The sequence below is a fragment of the Nonomuraea sp. NPDC049625 genome (assembly GCF_040675285.1).
GTDB lineage: Bacteria > Actinomycetota > Actinomycetes > Streptosporangiales > Streptosporangiaceae > Nonomuraea > Nonomuraea angiospora_A.
The window spans coordinates 358,044-378,954 of record NZ_JBFAOQ010000005.1 but is presented as its reverse complement, the minus strand read 5'-3'; the positions used below and the strand labels follow the sequence as shown (position 1 = coordinate 378,954).

The following is a 20,911-nucleotide window of genomic DNA, read 5'->3' as shown; positions in this document are numbered from 1 at the left end:
CTTAGTGGACCATCCGATCCATCTAGTGGATCGAGGCGCGAGGTGCCCATGCGTACCAGACTGTCGATCGCCGCCCTCACCGGCGCGGCGGCACTCCTGCTCACCGCCACCGCTCCCGGCTCCGCCGCCTCGCGCGAGGAGGCACAGAACCTCGGCGACCCCGACTACGGTGTCTGCCGCGGCACCGACCCGCGCTGCTACCACGACTGGGGCAACTTCGACCCCGCCAAGGGCTACCGGCTGCTCGTCTACAGCCGCACCGCCGGTCCCCGCCACGCGCACCTCGGCACCCCGCTCGGCCCCGGGCTCAACCCGCCGCTCAACGACGACAACGTCGCGATCAAGGCCGTGCTCAAGCTGGGCCGGGACGACGGCTTCGCCGTCGACTACACCGAGGACGTCGCTCAGCTGTCCTCGGCGGGGCGGCTGCTGCCGTACAACGCGGTGATGTTCCTCAGCACCACCCGGGACACCCTCGACGACGCCGCGCAGACCGCGCTGCGGCAGTACATCCGGGCCGGGGGCGGGTTCGTCGGCGTGCACAACGCCTTCGGCACCGAGTACAACTGGCCCTGGTACGAAGGGCTGCTCGGCAACGCCAACTTCTACGACCACGCCGCCAACCAGCCGGGCACCGTCGTCACCGCCGACCGGCGCGACGCCTCCACCCAGGGGCTGCCCCAGCGCTGGGCCTTCACCGACGAGTGGTACAACCTCGTCCCGTTCCCCACGCGCGTCCGCGTCCTGGCCAAGGTGGACGAGAGCACGCTGGCCCGCGGCGTGCGCGGCAACCTCGGACACCCCGGCCACGGCGGCGACCACCCGGTCAGCTGGTGCCAGTACTACGACGGCGGCAGGGCCTGGCTCACCACCCTCGGCCACGACGTCAAGGCGTGGACCGACGAGCCGCTCGACGGCGACCAGTACTTCGTCCAGCACCTGCTCGGCGGGGTGAAGTCCGTCATGGGCATGGCGCCCTTCTGCCGCTGAGCAGGTGCCGGCGGGTCACCAGGTGACGGGGAGCTCGTAGACGCCGTAGACCTGGCCGTCGTGCTTGAAGGGGATCTGGTCCAGGTCCGCCGCCAGGCGCAGGGACGGGATGCGCCGGTAGAGCGTGCTGTAGGCGACCTGCAGCTCCATCCGCGCCAGCGGCTGGCCCAGGCACTGGTGGACGCCGAAGCCGAAGGCCACGTGGCGGCGGGCGTCGCGGCGGATGTCCAGCTCGTCGGGGTCGGGGAAGATCGCGGGGTCGCGGTTGGCGATGTCGTTGGCCATGATCATCCCCTCGCCCGCGCGGATGACCTGGCCGCCGATCTCGATGTCCGCCAGCGCGACCCGGCGGCGCCCGCTGTGGGTGATGTTGAGGTAGCGCAGCAGCTCCTCCACCGCGCTGGCGACCAGCCGGGGGTCGTCGTTGTGGCGCAGGAGGGCGAGCTGGCCCGGGTGCCGCAGGAGGGCGAGCGTGCCCAGGGCGATCATGTTGGCGGTGGTCTCGTGCCCGGCGATCAGCAGCAGCACGCCCATCTGGGCGGCCTCCTGCCGGGTCATCTCGCCGGCCTTGACCCGCTCGGCCAGCTTCGACAGCAGGTCGTCCGCCGGGTCGGCGAGCTTCTCGCCCATCAGGGAGTCCAGGTACTCGAACAGCCTCGCGCCGGCGGCGGCCCGCTCCTCGGGCGGCGTGCTGCGCCTGATGACGGTCTTGCTGTTCTCCTGGAAGAAGTCGTGGTCGGCGTACGGCACGCCGAGCAGCGCGCAGATCACCAGCGAGGGCACCGGCAGCGCGAACGCCTCCACCAGGTCCACCGGATTGGGGCCGGCCAGCAGATCGTCGATCAGGTCGTCCACGATCTTCTGCACGGCCGGGCGCAGGGACTCCGTCCGCCTGACGGTGAACTGGGCCTGCACCATCCGCCGCAACCGGGAGTGCTCGGGGTCGTCCATCATGATGAAGCTGATCGTGCCGCCGGCGCCGATGCGGGGCGCCTGGATCGGGTAGCCGGGGCGGGTGACGTCAGCGCTGACCCTGGGGTCGGCCAGCAGCGCCCGCTGCTCGGCGTACGTGGTCACCAGCCACGGGGTGCTGCCGTCCCACAACCTGACCTTGGCCAGCGGCCCCTCCTTCTGCAGGTCGCGCAGGGGCGGCGGCGGGTCGAACGGGCAGCCCGCCGCTCTGGCCATGGGAAACTCGTGGATCTCGGTCATCGCCGGCTTCCTTTGCGTGAGGTGGTCCGGCCGCCGGGCCCCATGATGGGTGCTGTGACAGGTGCTGTCCACAGCCCGACGGTCGCGTCGATCAGCCCGGTCGCCGTGTCGTGCCAGTCGGCACGGGGCGTGGGCGTGTCCTCGGCCAGCGCGCGTTCGCGCTCGGCGCACACGTGCGCCATGAGGTGGCTCGTCATGTCCCTGCGCTCGGCCCGTACGTCGGGCGGCAGCTCGGGCAGGCACCGCTTCAGCTCGCCGAGGATCTCGACGAGCGTGGGGGAGCTCAGCGCGTCGTCGATCATGATGTCGCGCAGGACGGGGTCGGTCATCACCTGCGCGCCGAACCGGGCGAACCACGTGGGGTTGCCCATCTCGGCCAGATACTCGGTGACCGGGCGCACCAGGCACGCCACCCAGTCGCGTACCTCGCCGGACCCGGCCGTCTCGGCCAGCATGCGGCGGCGGACGCGCTCGATCCGCTCGATGTGCTTGCGCACGATCGCGCGTACCAGGTCGGTCTTCGTGCCGAAGTGGTAGCCGACGGCGGCGTTGTTGCCCTGCCCGGCGGCCTCGCTGACCTGCCGGTTGGAGACGGCGAACACCCCGTGCTCGGCGAACAGCCGCTCGGCCGCCGTAAGGATCTGCTCGCGGGTCGCGCAGGCCCGCTCGGCCCGCACCGTCATGGTCGCCACCGAGCCGGCCCGTACGGCCCCCGCGGCTCGAAGACGCGGCTCTCACCGCATCCTTGACCCACCATGACCTCCCCGAGTGGACCCCTTCCCGCCAGCCAACCAGGTGGGGATACGTAAGTCAAGCGACTGATTTAATCAGTGTGGCCAAAAGTGTCGGCGGCGGTGGTTAATGTCCCCGCTGTGGATCACTGCGGAGAGATCGAGAAGCTGATCGTCGCACGCCAGGCCGACCGGCTCGCCGAGCAGGTCAAGGCGCTGGACGAGCAGGGGCGCAAGGAGGTCGCCGCCCGGCTGCCGGAGCTGCTGAAGGAGCTGCGGGCCCGGTTCGACCGGTGGGACGACGGGCTGGTCGCCTACGGGAGCGCCTTGCGGGTGGCGGGGGCGGCCACCTTCGGCGGGGCGGCGGCCGTGGCGTCCTGGCTCTACCGGCGCGACTTCGCGCCGCAGTGGGACGGCCCCGACGCCGACGTCGGCCTCGTCCTCGCGGTGCTCGCCGACCGGCCCGCCGCCTGGCGCGCCGATCTGGCCGAGCGGCTGGTGCTGCGCCTGCGCGTGCCCGACGACCGCGGCATGGGGCTCGCCCTGGCCCTGCTCCGCGAGACCGGCATCGAGCCGCCGCCGCACGAGCCGCTGGTGGCCGGCTGGGTGAGCCGTGAGCCGTCGCTGTCCGACGACCCGCTGCTCGACCACCTGCTGCCGCGCCTGTTCGAGGCCCAGGGCGTGGGCCGGGCGCTCCAGTGGGACAAAGCATCGGAGAAGGGCTGGCTGCGGGCGCTGCTGGAGGCGGCCGAGTCGGGCCGGGTGCGGCGCGAGGCGCTGATCGACGGCTGCGTGCGCCGCTTCCTGCTCGGCGGCACGCCCATCGACCTGCGGTTCTTCGTACGCCTGCACGAGGCGCTGGATCCCTCGCCCGCCGAGGCCGCCGCCCGCGCCCGCGATTACCTGCGCCTGCTGCCCGCCTCCCCGGGCCCGGTCGCCGAGCTGGCCCTGAAGCGCCTGCGCGCCTGCGGCGAGCTCGCCGCCGACGACCTGGTCGAGGCGTGGGAGTCGCTGCTGTTCCGCCCCGAGCGCAAGCTGGTGCGCGCCGGGATGTCGTGGCTCGACCGTTCCGTGCGGCGCGCGCCCGAGCTGGCCGGCCTGGTCGCAGGGTCGCTGGCCAGCGCGTTCGCCGCCGACTCGGCCGAGTTGCAGGAGAAGGCCGTCGAGCTGGCCGTCGCCCATGCCGGCCGCATGACCGAGGAGGGTCGCGCCACCGTACGCGAGGCGATCGAGCTGCTCCCGCCCCACCTCGGCCTGCGGGCCTCCGCCGCCTTCGCGGGCGGCAGCGTCGCCGAGGCCGAGCCCGCGTTCGTGCCGCCGCCGCTGCCCGCGGCGCCCGAACGCGTCCACGCCTTCCCGGCCCCGATCGAGTCCATCGAGGAGCTGATGACGGAGGAGGCCCGCTCCTGGCAGGCCTGGGAACGGCGGCTCGCCGGGTTCGTCACGCTCGTCGGCCGCGACCGGGCGGGCATGGTGGCGGAGCTGCGCCCCCGGCTGATCGGCGGGCCCGGCTGGACGTACCGCGAGGAGGCTTGGGAGTGGGTCAGCCTGTGGTTCGACGGCGCCACGCATTCCCTGACCGGGACCGCGGCCGTCCGGCAGGCCTGGACGCGCTACATGCCGAAGACCCGGCTGGCCGCCCCGCTCCGGCTCCTGCTGCATCGCGCCGCCGAGATCCTGCGGGCCGTCGAGGAGGACACCCTCCCGCCGCTGCTGCTGGCCACGCCCACGCACAGCACCGGGCACGTGGCGGCGGCCGAGCTCGTCAGGCGGCTGGAGGTGATCGAGGCGGCCGGGGCCAAGCCGCTGGCAGCGGACCTCCAGCAGGCGCTGCTGCGCCTGCCGCGCACCCCGGATCCCGAGGCCATGCGGCGGGCCGCACGCCTGACGTCCGGCGCGGGCCGGATCGTCGCCGGGTGGACCTGCCCGGAGGTCGCGATCGAGGTCGAGTGGCGGTGCAACGGCGAAGGCGAAGGTCACGACTGGCACGATCGGAGCCACAGCCACGACATACGCCTGGTGCCGTCGGCCACCGTCGCGCCCACCGGGCTGCCGCTGGTCGACCTGATGCTCAGCGTCCCCGAGGACTCCGGCGGCGGCGAGCACCGCGAATGGTGGACCTCGACGCTGCCCTCCCACCGCGAGGTCGCCGCCGCGTACCTCATGCCGCACGCGCTCAGGCGCTACTGGGTGCACGACACCGTCGGGCCGGAGCAGGCCCGCGAGCTCGCCCGCGCGGAGGGGCCGGTCGGGGCGGCGTTCGCGGTCGTCCTCGCCCGGGTCCTGGGCGACCCGCGGGTGCCCGAGTCGGTCGACGTCCTGCTGGAGACCGCCGCGCGTGGCGAACTGCCGGCGGAGGAGGTCGGCCGCCAGGCCGGGCTCCTCGTGGCGAGCGGCGAGGTGCGGATGATCGACATGGTCGCCGCGCTGGACGCCGCGGCCCGGCGCGGCGCCCACGCGTACGTGTGGCGGATCGCCGCCACCGCCCTGCCCGCCCTGCTGCCCGCGCCGGGCGAGCGCCCCCGCAACGGCCTGGCCGGCTTCGTCACCCTCGCCGCGGCGGCGGCCGAGTGGTCCGGGGCGCGCGGCGAGATCCCCGAGATACGCGCCATGGCCGCCCGCAGGGGCGGCAGCGGCCTGCTGCGCGAGATCCGCCGGCTGCGCGACCTGCTCACCGGCGACAACGGCCAGGAAGGATGACCATGGCGGCCAGACGATCCCGAAAGAACAAGCACTGGCGGACCCGGCACGACGAGGGCCACGCCCTGCGGTTGGAGATCGGCGACCTCGCCCGCGACGCCGCCGAGCCGGGCTGGACGCGGCTGGAGGTCCGCCGCACCCAGGTCGGCTCGTACGCGCGGACCACGCTCACCCGCGACGGCCGAGAGATCGCCGCCGAGGGGCTGGACGAGCCGTTCCAGCGCCTGCGCGAGCTCTCCTACCAGGCCGATTCCGGCACCTGGTTCACCTGCGAGCTGGCGTTCCCGGTCGGCAGCCGGGGCTACACCGGGCGCGTCGACTCCTCCGCGCCGCCGTTCGAGGACGTGCCCGCGCCGGCGGCGCTGGCGGAGCTGACCGCGTTCCCCCGCACGGAGTCGCCCGGCTGGCTGCTGGCCGCGCTGCCGACCGCCGCGCCGATCGGCATGCCCACGACGTACGGCGAACACTACGACCGCCGCTACAACTCATGGGGCGACGACCGCTCCGATCGCCGCCCGCCGCCTCCGCCCCCGATCCACGGGGACGTCGCCTACGTCCCGGCCGCGGCCATGACCTGCCGCGACTTCGGCCGGCGCGACGAGCGTCGCCAGCGCGTGCTCTTCCTGGCCGAGTCCGCCGACGACGAGTCCGAGCACCTCTACGTGATGGGCTACGAGGAGGTCTACCTGGTGGCCCGGCACGGCACCCACGGCACCAGCGAGGGCGTGCGCTCCATCACCCTGGATGAGTCGGCGCTCCGGTTGGAGCTGACGCCCGAGGCCGCCGACGCCCTGGGGACCGAGACCACGTTCGAGGCCCGTCTCGAACTGCCGCCCGAGACGATCGGCGAACTGCGCACCGCCCTGGGCTTCGTGCTCGGCCCTGTCGCCCAGGCCCCGGAGCGCATCGGCTTCTGAGGCCGGGGTCAGCCGGCGAGAGGCTGGGCCGCGCGGGCCTCGGACGTGGTGAGGGCGGCGAGGAGGCCGGGGAACGCTTCGTCCATCTCCTCCCGGCGCAGGGTGTTCATCCGGGCTGTCCCGACGTAGTACTGCCGGATCAGGCCCGCCTCGCGCAGCACGTTGAAGTGGTGGGTGGCGGTGGACTTGCTGACCGGTATGTCGAAGTCGCCGCACTTGATGTCCTCGCCGGAGGCGTCGAGCTGCGTGACGATGCTCCGGCGTACCGGATCGACGAGGGCCTCCAGCACCTGCTGGAGGCCGAACTGTGACACCTCGGGGTGCGGTGGTGTACGTCCCATGGGCCAATAGTACGACAGACATCGAAGTTTGACGACGATCGTACTTCTCTCTACAGTGAGCCGCGTTCGAGCTGAGAGAGAAGGGCGTTGTCATGGCGAGGACTGTGCGGTTCCACGAGGTCGGCGGGCCCGAGGTGATGCGGCTGGAGGACCTGGAGCCAGGCGAGCCGGGGCCGGGCGAGGTCCGGATCCGGGTGGACGCGATCGGGGTCAACCGGGCGGAGGCGCTGTTCCGGAGCGGCCGGTACATCGAGCCGGTCAAGCGGTTCCCGGCCGGGCTCGGCTCCGAGGCCGCGGGTGTGATCGAGGCGGTCGGCCCGGAGGTGGCCGGGTTCGAGGAGGGCCAGGCGGTCAGCGTCGTGCCGAACTTCTCCTACAACGACTACGGCATGTACGCCGAACGGGCGATCGCGCCGGCGACCTCGCTCGTGCCGCGCCCCGACGGGGTGGACGCGGTCTCCGGCGCGGCGGTGTGGATGCCCTACCTGACGGCCTACGGCGCGATGGCGGAGGTCGGCGGGATGCGGGCGGGCGACGTGGCGGTGGTGAACGCGGCCTCCAGCAGCGTCGGCCTGGCCGCGATCCGCACGGCCGACCGCCTGGGCGCCACGCCGATCGCCGTCACCCGCACCGATGCCAAGAGGCGGCGGCTGATCGAGGAGGGCGCGGCCGAGGTGATCGTCTCGGACGAGGAGGACGTGGCGGGCCGCATCCTGGCGCTGACCGGCGGGCGGGGCGCCGAGTACGTCTTCGACGCCGTCGCCGGGCCGGGCGTGACGGAGCTGGCCAGAGCCGTGGCGGCCGGCGGGACGCTGTTCCTGTGGGGTGCGCAGAGCGGGCAGCCGACGCCCTATCCGGGGTTCGACCTGGGCATGCCGGCGCTGAACATGCGCACGTACACGGTGCATGAGATCACCAGGGATCCGCGGCGGATGCGCCGCGCCGCGGCGTTCGTCGCCTCGGGGCTGCGTACCGGGGCCTTCCGCGCGGTGGTGGACCGCCTGTTCCCGCTGGAGGAGATCGTGGGGGCGCACCGGCACATGGAGTCCAACACCCAGTTCGGCAAGATCGTCGTCACGACTTAGTTGCCTTCTGTACCTACTAGTATGTACGCTCGTGGCGTGGACATGAGGGAGCGGTTGATCGAGAGCACCCGCGAGCTGCTGTGGGAGCGCGGCTACGTGGGCACCTCGCCGAAGGCGATCCAGCAGCGGTCCGGGGCGGGCCAGGGCAGCATGTACCACCACTTCCGCGGCAAGCCCGACCTGGCGCTGGCCGCGATCGCCCGGAGCGCCGACGACATGCGTGGACGCGCGGAGGCGGAGCTGTCCGGCCCCGGCACCCCGCTCCAGCGGATCATCGCCTACCTGAGCCGGGAGCGCGACGCGCTGCGGGGCTGCCCGGTCGGCCGGCTGACCCAGGACCCGGACGTGATGGCCGATCCCGAGCTGCGCCGTCCGGTCGAGGAGACCTTCTCCTGGCTGCGGACCCGGCTCGCCGCCGTCCTCGCGGAAGCGCAGGCCGGCGGCGAGCTCGCCGCCGGGCCCGACCCGGCGGCCACCGCCACCGCGCTGGTCGCGGTGCTGCAGGGCGGATACGTGCTGGCCCGCGCCGCCGCCGACGCCGAGGTGTACGCGCAGGCCATCGACGGCGCGCTCGGCCTGCTCGCCGGACATGCCCAGTGAAGTGAGCACGTGAAGTGAGCACGTGAATTGAACACGTGAAGGGAGCACCCCCATGAGCGCCATCAGCCGCGAGCACCTGGTGACCGGCGACCTGGCCGGCCGGCCCGGGCGGATCGACCGGGTGGAGACGCACCGGGTCACCCTGCCGCCGGGGGCGGCGAGCGGCCCGCACACCCACCCCGGCGGCGTCGCCGGTTACGTCACCGCAGGCCGGATCGTGTACGAGCTCGACGGGCACCCCGCGCAGGAGCTCCGCGCCGGGAGCGCCTTCTTCGAGCCCGCCGGCGCCACCGTCCGCCGCTTCGACAACCTCTCCGCCACCGAGCCGGCCACGTTCGTGGCCAGTTACCTGCTCACCGGCGACCAGCCACTCATCGAATCGCTGTGAAAGAAGGAACCCATGCCCTTTGTTCGGATCGACGCGCTCCGTGCGGACCGGAAGCGGCTGGAGGCCCTGGGCCGGGCCGTGCACGACGCCCTGGTGGAGGCCATCGGCATCCCGCAGGACGACCTGTTCCAGGTGCTCACCAGCCATGACGGCACGCGGGGGACGTTCCGCTACGACGACGGCTACCTCGGCATCCACCGGGACGACGACCTCGTGTTCGTGGCCGTCACCATGCGCGCGGGACGCACCGCCGACCAGAAGCAGGCCCTCTACCGCCGGATCGCCGAGCTCGCCGAGGAGTATGCGGGGACCGAGCCGCGCAACGTGTTCGTCACGGTCAGCGAGAACTCGCTGCTCGACTGGTCGTTCGGCGAGGGCGTGGCACAGTACGCCGACGCTGCCCAGTGACGCTGCCCAGTGACGCTGCCCAGTGACGCTGCCCAGTGACGCTGCCCAGTGAGGCCGCCCGATAAGGCCGCTCACAGGTCGCCGCGGTAGGAGGCTTCGGTCCCGGCCGCCGGCGCGTTCTCGTCCGGGCGCGGGGGCCGGGCCCGGTCGGCCCAGTGGCGCAGTGCCCGCGCCAGCTCGGCGGTGTGCTCCGGCCGCACGGATCCGTGCATCGCGAAGTACGCGACGATCGGCCCGGCGACGGGATCGCCGGCGTCGCAGCGGGCGCACAGCAGGACCTCGCTGACGCCCCGGACCTCGTTCCCCGACGCGTTCGTCCAGGTGTGCGGCAGGCGCAGCACGGCGAGGACGCTGTCGGTGCGGCACCGGGGGCAGGGCGGGTCGCCGGTCATGCCCCGCCGATCGCGTCCGCGCCGAGCAGGGCCTTGACGTCGCCGTAGAGCGCCGGTTCGGCGGTGACCCGGAACGGCTGGAGGTCCAGCAGCACGCTTCTGGCGCCGGGGCGGTGCAGGCGCACGTGTACGGGGGCGCGGCCGGGATGGGTGGTCAGGATGTGCTTGAACTCCTGGACGAGCCGCGGGCTCAGCTGGGTCTCCTGGATCGAGATCACCACGGGAGGCTCGGTGTCCGTCCGGGAGACGTCGAGGAGGGTGATCTCCTCGCCGTACACGCTCATCGTCTCGTCGCGGACGTTGATCCGGCCCCGCACGGAGATCACGCGGTCCTGGGCCAGCGCCTCGCCGTACAGGATGTAGGTCTTGGGGAAGACGAGCACCTCCATGGCGGCGTCGTGGTCCTCGAGGGTGACGATCGCCCACGGGCTGCCCTGCTTGGTGACCTTGCGCTGCAGGCCGGAGACGATGCCGCTGATCCGGGTCGCCCCGTCCTGCCGACCGGAGGCCAGCAGGTCGGCGAGGGTGGTGTCGCGGTTGGCGTCCAGGACGCGTTCGGCGCCGTCGAGCGGGTGGCTGGAGACGTACAGGCCGAGCATCTCGCGCTCGAAGGCCAGCAGGGTGACGCCGTCCCACTCGCCCTCGGGGATCGCGATGGAGAAGGCGCCGCTCCGGCTCGGCTCCCCGAACAGCGAGTCCTGGCCGCGGGCCTCGTTCCGCTTGACGTCGATGATCGAGTCGACGGCCTGTTCGTGGACGGCGACCAGGGCCTTGCGGTGATGCCCGAGACTGTCGAACGCGCCGGCCTTGGCCAGCGACTCGATGACGCGCTTGTTGCAGACGGCCGTCGGGACCTTGCCGAGGAAGTCGTTGAAGTCGATGTAGGGCCCCTGGGCTTCCCGGGCGGCGACGATGGCGTCCACGACGCCGGCCCCGACGTTGCGTACGGCGCCCAGGCCGAAGCGGATGTCGGACCCGACGGCGGCGAAGTCCAGCCGGCTGGCGTTGACGTCCGGGGGCAGCACCTTGATGCCCAGGCGGCGGCAGTCCGACAGGTAGACGGCCATCTTGTCCTTGTCGTCGCCGACGGAGGTGAGCAGCGCGGCGAGGTACTCCTGGGGGTGGTTGGCCTTGAGGTAGGCGGTCCAGTAGGAGACCAGGCCGTACCCGGCGGTGTGCGACTTGTTGAAGCCGTAGCCGCTGAAGGGGACGAGGACGTCCCAGACCGCCTTGATCGCCTCGGCGGAGAAGCCGCGGCCGCTCATGCCGGCGGAGAAGCGGTCCCATTCGGCGTCCAGGACCTCTTTCTTCTTCTTGCCCATGGCCCGGCGCAGCATGTCGGCGGCGCCGAGCGAGTAGCCCGCCAGCTGCTGGGCGATGGCCATGACCTGCTCCTGGAAGACGACCAGGTGGTAGGTGTCGCCCAGGATGGGCTCCAGGGCCTCCTCCAGCTCGGGGTGGATCGGCTCGACCGGCTGCTTGCCGGTCTTGCGCAGGGCGTAGTTGGTGTGGGCGTTCATCTCCATCGGCCCGGGCCGGTACAGCGCGTTCACCGCGGCGATGTCGGTGAACGTGGTGGGCTGCATGAGTTTCAGCAGGACCCGCATGCCGCCGCCGTCCAGCTGGAAGACGCCGAGCGTGTCGCCGCGCGCCAGCAGCCGGTACGTGGTGGCGTCGTCGATGGGGATGTCGAGGATGTCGATGTCGACGCCCTTGTTGGCCCGGACGTTGGCGATCGCGTCGCCGATCACGGTGAGGTTGCGCAGGCCGAGGAAGTCCATCTTCAGCAGGCCCATGTCCTCGGCCTGGGTGAAGGGGAAACCGGTCACGATCGGGCCGCCGGCCTTGGGCTTGACCAGCGGGATCACGTCGATCAGGGGCTCGCTGGACAGGATCACGCCCGCGGCGTGGATGCCGGTGCCGCGGGTGAGGCCCTCGATGCCGGCCGCGGTGTCGAGCACCCGTTTGACGTCGGGGTCCTGCTCGTACATCTGGCGCAGCTCGGCCGCCTCGCCGTGCCGGGGGTGGCCCTTGTCGTGGACGGCGGCCAGCGGGATCTCCTTGCCGCCGACCGCCGCGGGGAACGCCTTGGTGATGCGGTCGCCCAAGGCGTACGGCAGGCCCAGCACGCGGCAGGAGTCCTTGACGGCGGCCTTGGCCTTGATGGTGCCGAAGGTGACGATCTGGCAGACGCGGTCGTCGCCGTATTTGCGGGTGACGTAGTCGATCATCTCGTCGCGCCGCCGGTCGTCGAAGTCGAGGTCGACGTCCGGCATGGAGATGCGCTCGGGGTTGAGGAAGCGTTCGAAGATCAATTTGTGCTCGATCGGGTCGAGCTGGGTGATTCCCGTGCAGTACGCGACGATCGAGCCCGTGGCCGAGCCGCGGCCGGGGCCCAGGCCGATGCCGCGCTCCCGGGCATGGCGGCAGATGTCGGCCACCACCAGGAAGTAGCCGGGGAAGCCCATGGCCTCGATGACCGACAGCTCGTAGTCGATGCGGTCGAGCACCTCCTGCGACGGCCGGCCGTAGCGGTGGCGGGCGCCTTCGAGGGTCTCCTTGCGCAGCCAGCTCGCCTCGCTCTCGTCCTCGGGCACGGGGAAGCGCGGCGTCAGGTCGCGGTGGGCGAACACCTCGCCGTAGTCGCCGACCCGCTCGGCGATCAGCAGCGTGTTGTCGCAGGCCCCCGGCACCTCGGCGTCCCACAGCGCGCGCATCTCGGCGGCGGACTTGACGTAGTAGCCGCTGCCGCCGAACCGGAACCGGTCGGCGTCGGCCAGCCGCTTGCCGGTGCCCACGCACAGCAGCGCGTCGTGCGCCGGGGCCTGGTTCTCGGTGACGTAGTGCGAGTCGTTGGTGGCCAGGGGCGGCAGGCCGAGCTCCTTGCCGAGCTTGAGCAGCTCCTCGCGGACCCGGCGCTCGATGGCCAGGCCGTGATCCATCAGCTCCAGGAAATAGTTGTCCCTGCCGAAGATGTCACGATAGCGGGCCGCCGCCTCGACGGCCTGGGCGTACTGGCCGAGCCGCAGCCTGGTCTGCACCTCGCCGGACGGGCAGCCGGTCGTGGCGACGATGCCCTGGCCGTACTCGGCGAGCAATTCATCATCCATACGCGGATATTTCTGGACGTGGCCTTCCAGCCAGGCCCGCGACTGCAGCCGGAACAGATTCCGCAGGCCCTGCGCCCCGGTCGCCCACATCGTCATGTGCGTGTACAGGCCGCGCCCGGAGACGTCGCCACCCTCGCCGGTCTCGTCGTTGGAGCGGCGCAGTGCGAGGTTGTCGCTGTAGTACACCGGCTGCCGGTGGTGCCGCGAGAGCGGGGCGACGTAGCTCTCGATGCCGATGATCGGTTTGGTCCCCGTCTTGCGCGCCGCCTGGTAGAACTCGTACGCCCCGTGCACGTTCCCGTGGTCGCTCATCGCCACCGCGGGCATCCCCTGCCGGGAGACCTCGTCCATCAACAGCCCGACCTTGGCCGCGCCGTCGAGCATGCTGTATTCCGTATGCACGTGGAGATGCACGAAAGATCCCACCGAGACCACGCCTCCTGGTTGTAGGCTCACCCGCGAACCCGAGCATTCGACCCGAGAGCAGGCCCGGTTGTCCAACAATCGACACACCGAAGAGCCACAACCACCAGTGGTGGAAGAGGTGGCGGCCGACCTGGACCTCGCCGCCGTCCGCGCCTTCGTCGTCATCACCGAGGACCGCTACTTCAGCGAGGCCGCCGCCAGACTGGGCATCAGCCAGCAGGCCGTCTCCAAGCGGATCGCCAAGCTCGAGTCCGACCTCGGCGTACGGCTGTTCTCCCGCACCCGCACGGGGGCCGACCTCACCGAGGACGGCAAGACGTTCCTGCACCACGCCCGCGCCCTCGTCGGCATCGCCGACCAGGCACGCGAAGTGCTGCAAGGCCGGCGCCGCTCGCTCCGGGTCGACGTCCTGGACACCCGGCTGCGCTCCAGCGACCTGATCCGGGAGTTCCACGAGACCGTCGAGGACGTGGACGTCGAGGTCATCACCTCGAACGGGCTCAGATCGGCCCGCGGCGCGCTCGTCCGCGGGTCCCTCGACGCCGCCTTCGTCCGTGTCAGCGGGACGCTGGAGGAGGACCTGCGGCACGTGCCGGCCTACATCGAGCCCGTACATCTGCTGGTCGGCCGCGACCATCCACTCGCCGGCCTGCGGGAGGTGGAGGTGGAACGCCTGTCCGGGACGACCGTGTGGATGCCCGGCAACGTCCCGGACAGTGAATGGGCCGAGTTCTACCGCCTCCTGAGCGCCGCGTTCGACATCCCGATCGACACCGCGGGGCCGGACTTCGGCTGGGAGTACTTCGTGGAGCAGATCGGCTCCGGCCAACGCATCGGGTTCGTGGGGGAGAGGCTCCGGATGCCCTGGCACCCGCGTACCGTCCAGATCCCGGTCGTCGCCCCCGCCCCCATGTACCCGTGCTCGCTGCTCTTCCACCGGCACAGCCACCATCCGGTGCTGGCCCGGCTCGTCCGGTACGTCACGGACAACTACCGGCCGTTCGACCCGCGCCGCCAGTGGCTGCCGGACCCCGACCGCGCCGCCTTCAGCGCATGACCGAGGTGGGTGCCCGGCCGGTCAGTCGCGGGTCGTGAGGGCGAAGATCTTGACGTTGGGCATCGCCGGGCTGGTGAACGAGACCGCCTCGCGGGCCGCGTCCACCGGCACCGACACCCGCCAGATGCTCACCTTGCGGCCGTCGGCAGTGTTGTTGACGTTGTAACGGGTGTCGGCCGTGATCGCCGCCTCCTCGCCGAAGCGCGGTGACGCGCTCGCCCAGTCGGTCACCTTCAGCGGGGCCGTGGAGGTCGTGCCGTCCGCGTAGGTGATCGTGAGCTCGGTCTGCTGGTCGCCGTTCACGGCCGTGACCAGCAGGTCGAGGGCCTGGTAGCGACCCGGCGTGAGGTAGGTGCGCTGGCCGCGCAGGCCGTGGAAGTTGCCCGCCGTTCCCTTGGTCTCCGGGATCAGGTAGGCGCCGCCCGACACGGTACGCAGGCCCGGTTCGGGCAGTTGCTCGGCCGGGAAGCTCCAGCCCTTGCCGTCCAGGTTGCCCTGGGGCTTGGCGTCCGTGGTGGCCACGCCGTCCACGTCGTACTGGAGTCTCTGGGCGCAGGAGGAGCCGGACGGCTCGCACGCGGCGGGCAGGTTCGGGATCGGGGCCTCGGCGGCGGGGACGCGGTCCACGGGGAGGTCCCCGGGTGCGGTCGCCCACGAGGTGTCGGGAGTGGCGCCGACGTTCACCACGACGTCGCCACCCTTGTCGAGCAGGGACTCGGGCAGCCAGGAGCGGGTGTACGCCTTGCCGTCGACCTTCACGTCCTGGACGTAGACGGCCTCGGGGGCGGCCTGCGGGGCGCTCACGGTGATCGTCCGGCCGTTGCCGCGCTTGATCCACGCCTTCGGGAACATGGGGCTGGACAGCAGCATCTCGGCCCGGCTCGGCGTCTGGGGGTACATGCCGAGCGCGGCGAAGACGTACCAGGCGGACATGGTGCCGAGGTCGTCGTTGCCGGGCAGGCCGCCGGGGCCGGTCTTGTAGACGAGGGACGCCATCGCGCGTACCGTGTCCTGGGTCTTCCACGGCTGCCCCAGCGCGTTGTAGAGCCACGGGACGTGGATGCCGGGCTCGTTCGTCGGGTCGTAGCGGAAGCCGTCGCCGCCGGTCGCCCACGAGCCGTCGGCGCGGTGGAAGAACGTGTCGAGCCGCTTGGCCGCCTGCTCCCGGCCGCCCATGGCGGCGGCCAGCCCCGAGACGTCGTGCTGGACCATCCAGGTGTAGGTGGCGCTGGTGCCCTGCGCGAAACCGGCGTCGGAGGTCGCCGAGAACGGCCACAGCCAGCTCCCGTCGGCCTTGCGCGCCTGCTGGTAGCCGCCCTCCGGCCCGGCCGACGGGTTGAACGTGTTGCGCCACCAGCTCGCCCGCGGCATCAGCAGGTCGCGCTCGGCGGTCCGGCCGAGCCGGCCCGCCCAGTCCGCGAGCGCGAAGTCGGCGGTCGCGTCCTCCAGCGTCTCCGCCGCGCCGCCCCAGCAGTGGCAGGTGTCCTGGGGCGCGTAGCCGAGCCGCAGGTATTCGGCCAGGTTCGGGCGCTGGCCCTCGCACTGCCCCGGGCACCCCTTGTCCGACAGGCCGGACGGGTGCGGCACGGTCGCCTGCGCGAGCAGGGAGTCGAAGGCCCCGCGCACGTCGAAGTTGCGCACGCCGAGCGCGTAGAAGCCGGCGAGCGCGGGGGCCGACGGGTCGCCGGTCATCACGTGGGTGGGGCCGTTGACGTGCACCCAGCGGTCCCAGACGCCGCCGTTCTGCCGCGCCAGGTTGTACAGGGACTGGGCGTAGTCGCCGGCGACCCGGGGTTCGAGCAGGGCCAGGAGCTGGGTGTGCGCGCGGTACTGGTCCCAGCCGGAGAAGTTGCCGTACTGGACGCCCTGGCCCCGGGCCAGCCGGTGCACCTGCCGGTCGCCGCCGAGGTAGGTGCCCGCGACGTCGCTGGTCACGTTGGGCTGCAGGTAGGCGTGGTACATCGCCGTGTAGAACGTGGTCAGCAGGTCCGCCGGGCCGCCGGCCACCTCGACCGAGCGCAGCCGCTCGTTCCAGGCGCGGGTGGCCCGGGCGGCCACGGACGCGACGTCGTCCCGCCCGGAGATCTCCTCGGCCAGGTTCTGCCTGGCCGCCGCCAGGCTGGTGTAGGAGATGCCGACCTTCATGCGGACGTCGGCGCCGTCGAAGGTGACGTACCCGCCGGAGCCGCGGCCCGCGCGGTCGGCGCCCGTGGCGTAGCCCTCGCCGCCGCTCGCCGTCGTGGTGCCGGGGCGCAGGTCGCCGTTCACCCAGGTGCCGGTGGCGGCGAAGGCGCGGTCGAACGAGGCGGCGAAGTGCAGCCGGTAGTAGCTCTTACGGTTGTTGACGCCGCCGTTGGCCCGGCGGCCGCAGAACGCGCCGGTCAGCACCGAGCCGGTGACCGTACGGGTGGCGGGGTCGATCGTGATCTCGGCGTCCTCGCTGCCGTTGAGCGAGTTGGACACCCGGAACAGCAGGCTGGCCGGCGAGCCCTCCGGGAAGCTGAACTCGCCCACGCCCGCGCGGGTCGTGACCGCGAGGTCGGTCCTGACGCCGGAGTCCAGCGTGACCGTGTACCGGCCGGGCCGCGCGCTCTCCTTGTCGTGGCTGAACGTGCTCGCGTAGATCGCGTCGGTCGTGTCCGCGGTCGGCGACGAGGTGATCTGGCCGGCGAACGGCATGATCGGGACGTCCCCGGCGGCCCCCGGATGGCAGCCCGCGCCGTTGACATGAGTGAGCGCGAAGCCCCGCACGCGGGGCGTGTTGTAGGAGTAGCCGTTGGCGCCCGCGGCGTTGGTCTGGTCGCCCGCCGTGTTGGTCGGGCTCCACGAGATCATCCCGAACGGCAGGACGGCGCCGGGATAGGTGTTGCCGCCGTTGGCCGATCCGATCAGCGGATCGACGTGGCGTACCGGATCGGTGACCTTGGCGGGATCGGTGACCTTGGCGGGGGAGTGGGCTGCGGCTGCCGGGACGGCGACGGCCGTGCTGAGCACCGCGCCGATGATCGCGGCGGCGAGCCACGAGCGGGAAGTGAACACCTCATGATCACACCGGCTCACACTAACTGAGCCATGAACGCCTACGTAAGGCCAAAAGTCCGGAAGTGGTCAGTATCCCCGCACCTGCGGCCAGGCCAGCTCGAAACCGTCGGCGACCAGCTCGGCCTGGAACCGTTCGAGCGCCGCGGGATCCTCGTGGACCTGCGCCGGTTCGAGCCGGTTGCCCAGGCAGTGCGCCGCCAGCGCGCCGGCCGCCTCGCCGGCGTTCCACTCCACCGGATGCAGGCGGTAGCAGCCGTTGGTGATGTGGGTGGTGCCGAGGTTCTTCCCGGCGGCCAGCACGTTGCGCACGCGGACGGGCAGCAGCGCGCCCAGGGGGATCTGGAACGGGCAGCTCGCCACGTCGATGTAGTTGTCGCCGCCGGTGGAGGGGTGCAGGTCGATGCGGTACATCCCGACGCCCACGGTGTCGTGGTAGGCGACCGCGCCGTGCTCGCCGCGCACCGCCAGCGACAGGTCGTGCTCCACGACCGTGCGGCGGGCGCGGATGCGCCGCGACTCGCGGATGTAGGGGCTCTTGGCCAGGCCGTCGGCGGTGCCCATGACGTCGGGGCGCAGCCGCAGCCCCGGCCAGCCGGTGCCGCCGTCGGGCCGGGGCGCCTCGGTCTGCAGCCAGTGGAGCATGCTGAGCGCCTGGTCCCTGGCGCCCTGGAGATGCCGGGCCCGCTCGTCCTCGGTGACGCCGATCAGCGGCCCGGGGAGGTAGTCGATCTGCGGCCAGTTGACCACGACGACGTCGCTGACCGCGAAGCCGGGCTCGAACACCTCGCGGCACAGGATGCGCCGGAACACCCACAGATCCGTGTCTCCCGGGTCGCGGCTCTGGTCGGCGACGACCGGGCCCGACGAGGCGTGCGGCACGAACCTGCGCGGCTTCGGCTCCAGCGTGCGCGGGTCGGGCGCGACGAGGCTGAGCAGCCGGTCCGGCCAGAACGGCGGCCGGTAGTCGCGCCAGAAGGAGTAGTCCTTGGGCCGGTCGACGGTGTGGTCCTCGCCGGCGCGGTGCTCGACGGCGAAGACCCAGGAGAACGCCTGCATGTTGGCCGGCTGGGCCTGCGCGGGCGCGCTGGGCTCGCCGGTCTCCGCGGCCGACTCGAAGCCGGTGACGTGCTCGATCCCCGCCAGGGGCAGCAGGTCGCCCAGCTCGGTGGCGTCGAGCACGTACGCCGCGCGCACGTGGAACGGCTCGCCGTCCGGGCCCGCGAAGGTCACCCCGGTCACCCGGTCGCCCTCCACGTCGGCGGCCACCGGCCGGTGCAGGTAGCGGATCGTCAGCCGCCCGGCGGCGAGGTACGGGCCGACCATGTCGGCCAGCACCGCGGCGGCCACCCGGGGCTCGCAGCAGAGCCTGCTGACCGTGCCGCGCCCCGGGTTGAGGTCGGGCGCCTCCCGGGACTCGCGGGTCAGCGGGTACCAGGTGCGGTAGTGGTCGCGGATGGCCGTGCGTAACCTGCGGTAGGAGCGGGTCGCGCCGAACTGCTCGATCCACGGATGCTCGTCCGGCGGCACGCCCTGGCTGGTGAGCTGCCCGCCCAGCCAGTCGGTCTCCTCGGTGAGCACGACGGTCCGGCCGCGCCGCAGCGCCGCCAGCGCCGCGGCGACCCCGCCCATCCCGCCCCCGACCACCAGGACGTCCGCCTCGGCGCCGCTCAAATCACATCACCTTTCTCGAAGAAGTCGACCTCGCCGCGTTCCATGAGGACGATGAGGCTCAGCAGCGCGCCCCAGGTCTGGAACGGCTCGCTGTTGGGCTTGTCGCACGCGCCGCCGTGCACGCTGGAGTAGTTCTCGTGCACGTGGCGATGCTCGTTCCATTCCTTCAGCACGAGCCGGGAGCTGCCTTCGGCCAGCCACGCGGCCGCAGGCCGTTCCCCGGCGCGCAGCAGTCCCAGGTAGACGAGGAAGTTCACCGGCGGCCACGCCCGTCCCGCCCAGTAGCTGCCCTCGCCGACGTCGACCGGCTCGTCGCGGGGTGAGGTGGGCAGCAGCCATTCGCCGCCGAAGCCGTCGTCGGTCATCAGGCGCCCGGACACCATGCGCCGGGTCCGTTCCCCCGCGCTGACGCCGGCCAGCAGGGGGTAGAAGCTCATCGTGGACAGCCGCTCGGTCGGCAGCCCGGTGTCGGTGCGCCTGCTGCGGTAGACGCCGCTCGGCTCGTCCCACAGGGACTCCATCGCCGCCACGACGGCCGCGTGCCGCTCGCGCAGCTCCGCCGCGGCTTCCTGGTCGCCGAGGACGTCGGCGATGTCGGCCAGCGCCTCGCAGTCGGCCGCGTACAGGCTGTTCAGGCCCACGTCGTGGGCGGCGAGCAGGCTCTTGGCCTGGTCGAAGGGCACGTCCTCGAAGACCGGGTGGTTGTCCCAGCCGGTCTCGCAGGTCGCGCCGAAATGCTGGTGGATGCGGGGGATGTCCTGCGGCGAGGGGAATTCGGGGTCGAAGTACGTCGAGCCGGCGCACAGCAGGTCACCGTCCCGGCGCACCCGCCACCACCAGCGGTTCCAGGACAGCAGCGGCTCGAAGCACTCCTCCAGGAACCAGCGGTCGCGGAACCTGCGATAGAGCTCCCGGACCACCAGTGAGCCCACCGGCGGCTGGGACCCGTCGTGGGTCGTGCGGCCGGTGCCCTGCTCGACGTTGGGCACGAAACCCTCCGGCGTCAGGGCCCGCAGCATCTCGACGGTGTTGACGTAGGCGAGCTCCTTGCTGGACACGGCCGCCAGCAGCGCGTTGAAGAACGCGTCCCAGCAGAACAGGGCGTAGCCGCCGCGCTTGCCGACGTTCCAGAGCCGGCTGACGGTCGTGATCACGCGGGAGCGTGCGGGCTCGTAGATGGTGTTCCAGGAGATGGCGTCCCTGACGATCTCGCGGTGCTGCGCCAGGGGGTCGGTGCCGGCCGCCCCGATCGCGGCCGAGGCGCGGGCGACGATCCGCGCGATCTCCGGCAGGTCGCGGGCGCGGCCGGTGCTGATCCCGACGGCGCCGGTCAGCTCCATCGCCAGGTACGGCCCGTCGACGTCGGTGTAGGGGTCGTCGACGTGCGGGGCCGTGCAGAAGACCGCGACCGTCCCGCCGGGCCCTTGGGCGGTGATCCGGTCGCCCCCGCGGGTGACGGAGCCGGGCCGGTTCCACAGGTAGGCGACGCCTATGGTCAGCAGCGCGCTCTTGTGCTGGTTGGCGGTGGGTGTCACCAGCACGACCAGGTCGTCGCCGGCGTGTGCGGTCTGCACCCGGATCGTGACGCCCGCCCATGTCACGGTCGTCTCGGTGTAGCCGCCGTCGTAGGCGTGCCGGCCCAGGGTGACCGTCTCCGCGCCCTCGGTGCGGCGGCCGATCTGGGCGGCGCGCAGCGACGTGCCCCGGTAGTACTCCTTCAGGCCGAGGGACAGGCCCAGGGCGTCGGGAAGGAGGACGTGGGTGAGCACGCTGCGCGTGTCCCAGGTGTTCCAGCCCCGGGCGAGCGAGGCCTGGACATGGCCGTAATGCGTCATGTTTTC

16 protein-coding genes are annotated in these 20,911 nt (G+C 72.2%); 8 read left to right on the top strand and 8 right to left on the bottom strand.

From position 1 onward, the window contains the following. Positions 1-48 precede the first annotated feature (48 nt). Positions 49-990 (top strand): ThuA domain-containing protein, encoded by a 942-nt coding sequence (locus AB0J87_RS24245; RefSeq protein WP_363968510.1) that lies wholly within the window; start codon positions 49-51, stop codon positions 988-990. Between the two features lie 15 nt (positions 991-1,005). Here AB0J87_RS24245 and AB0J87_RS24240 read toward each other — a convergent pair whose 3' ends face one another. Beyond that, positions 1,006-2,202, bottom strand: coding sequence for a cytochrome P450 (locus AB0J87_RS24240; RefSeq protein WP_363968508.1), 1,197 nt, complete (start codon positions 2,200-2,202; stop codon positions 1,006-1,008). Further along, complete coding sequence (locus tag AB0J87_RS24235) at positions 2,199-2,885, bottom strand: TetR family transcriptional regulator (protein WP_363969036.1); 687 nt, start codon at positions 2,883-2,885, stop codon at positions 2,199-2,201. Before AB0J87_RS24235 ends, AB0J87_RS24240 begins: the two co-directional genes overlap by 4 nt. Before the next feature lie 189 nt (positions 2,886-3,074). Between AB0J87_RS24235 and AB0J87_RS24230 the strand changes: the two genes are divergently transcribed. Together AB0J87_RS24230 and AB0J87_RS24225 are read left to right on the top strand one after the other, a co-directional pair. Next, on the top strand, positions 3,075-5,633 hold the full coding sequence (locus tag AB0J87_RS24230; RefSeq protein WP_363968507.1) for a DUF6493 family protein: 2,559 nt from the start codon (positions 3,075-3,077) through the stop codon (positions 5,631-5,633). Between the two features lie 2 nt (positions 5,634-5,635). Then, complete coding sequence (locus tag AB0J87_RS24225; RefSeq protein WP_363968506.1) at positions 5,636-6,550, top strand: hypothetical protein; 915 nt, start codon at positions 5,636-5,638, stop codon at positions 6,548-6,550. An 8-nt stretch (positions 6,551-6,558) separates the two neighbouring features. Here the strand turns inward: AB0J87_RS24225 and AB0J87_RS24220 are convergent, their stop codons facing one another. Continuing rightward, positions 6,559-6,891, bottom strand: a complete 333-nt coding sequence (locus AB0J87_RS24220; RefSeq protein WP_363968504.1) for a helix-turn-helix transcriptional regulator — start codon at positions 6,889-6,891, stop codon at positions 6,559-6,561. A gap of 92 nt (positions 6,892-6,983) precedes the next feature. On the opposite strand from AB0J87_RS24220, the gene AB0J87_RS24215 reads away from it, so the two are divergent. The 4 genes from AB0J87_RS24215 to AB0J87_RS24200 are packed head-to-tail and all read left to right on the top strand — an operon-like array spanning position 6,984 to position 9,372. Further along, positions 6,984-7,976 (top strand): zinc-dependent alcohol dehydrogenase family protein, encoded by a 993-nt coding sequence (locus AB0J87_RS24215; protein ID WP_363968502.1) that lies wholly within the window; start codon positions 6,984-6,986, stop codon positions 7,974-7,976. A gap of 42 nt (positions 7,977-8,018) precedes the next feature. Then, positions 8,019-8,576: a TetR/AcrR family transcriptional regulator gene (locus AB0J87_RS24210; RefSeq protein WP_363969034.1), complete on the top strand. Its 558-nt coding sequence runs from the start codon at positions 8,019-8,021 to the stop codon at positions 8,574-8,576. 52 nt (positions 8,577-8,628) lie between these two features. Then, positions 8,629-8,964 (top strand): cupin domain-containing protein, encoded by a 336-nt coding sequence (locus AB0J87_RS24205; protein WP_363968500.1) that lies wholly within the window; start codon positions 8,629-8,631, stop codon positions 8,962-8,964. 12 nt (positions 8,965-8,976) lie between these two features. Beyond that, complete coding sequence (locus AB0J87_RS24200) at positions 8,977-9,372, top strand: tautomerase family protein (RefSeq protein WP_363968498.1); 396 nt, start codon at positions 8,977-8,979, stop codon at positions 9,370-9,372. A 71-nt stretch (positions 9,373-9,443) separates the two neighbouring features. Here AB0J87_RS24200 and AB0J87_RS24195 read toward each other — a convergent pair whose 3' ends face one another. Both AB0J87_RS24195 and dnaE read right to left on the bottom strand, forming a co-directional pair. Next, positions 9,444-9,764: a DUF6300 family protein gene (locus tag AB0J87_RS24195; RefSeq protein ID WP_363968496.1), complete on the bottom strand. Its 321-nt coding sequence runs from the start codon at positions 9,762-9,764 to the stop codon at positions 9,444-9,446. Then, positions 9,761-13,288, bottom strand: coding sequence for a DNA polymerase III subunit alpha (dnaE, locus tag AB0J87_RS24190; protein ID WP_363968494.1), 3,528 nt, complete (start codon positions 13,286-13,288; stop codon positions 9,761-9,763). The genes AB0J87_RS24195 and dnaE overlap by 4 nt, the downstream gene beginning before the upstream one ends. A 121-nt stretch (positions 13,289-13,409) precedes the next feature. On the opposite strand from dnaE, the gene AB0J87_RS24185 reads away from it, so the two are divergent. Next, a complete protein-coding gene (locus tag AB0J87_RS24185; RefSeq protein WP_363968492.1) occupies positions 13,410-14,357 on the top strand; it encodes a LysR family transcriptional regulator in 948 nt (315 codons plus the stop codon). 21 nt (positions 14,358-14,378) lie between these two features. Here AB0J87_RS24185 and AB0J87_RS24180 read toward each other — a convergent pair whose 3' ends face one another. The 3 genes from AB0J87_RS24180 to AB0J87_RS24170 form a co-directional block, all read right to left on the bottom strand. Continuing rightward, the gene (locus tag AB0J87_RS24180) at positions 14,379-17,396 is read right to left on the bottom strand and encodes a GH92 family glycosyl hydrolase (RefSeq protein ID WP_363968490.1); all 3,018 of its coding nucleotides are present in this window, start codon (positions 17,394-17,396) and stop codon (positions 14,379-14,381) included. Between the two features lie 69 nt (positions 17,397-17,465). Next, complete coding sequence (locus AB0J87_RS24175; protein WP_363968488.1) at positions 17,466-19,070, bottom strand: FAD-dependent oxidoreductase; 1,605 nt, start codon at positions 19,068-19,070, stop codon at positions 17,466-17,468. Then, positions 19,067-20,905: a trehalase family glycosidase gene (locus AB0J87_RS24170; protein WP_363968486.1), complete on the bottom strand. Its 1,839-nt coding sequence runs from the start codon at positions 20,903-20,905 to the stop codon at positions 19,067-19,069. Before AB0J87_RS24170 ends, AB0J87_RS24175 begins: the two co-directional genes overlap by 4 nt. Between the last annotated feature and the right edge of the window lie 6 nt (positions 20,906-20,911).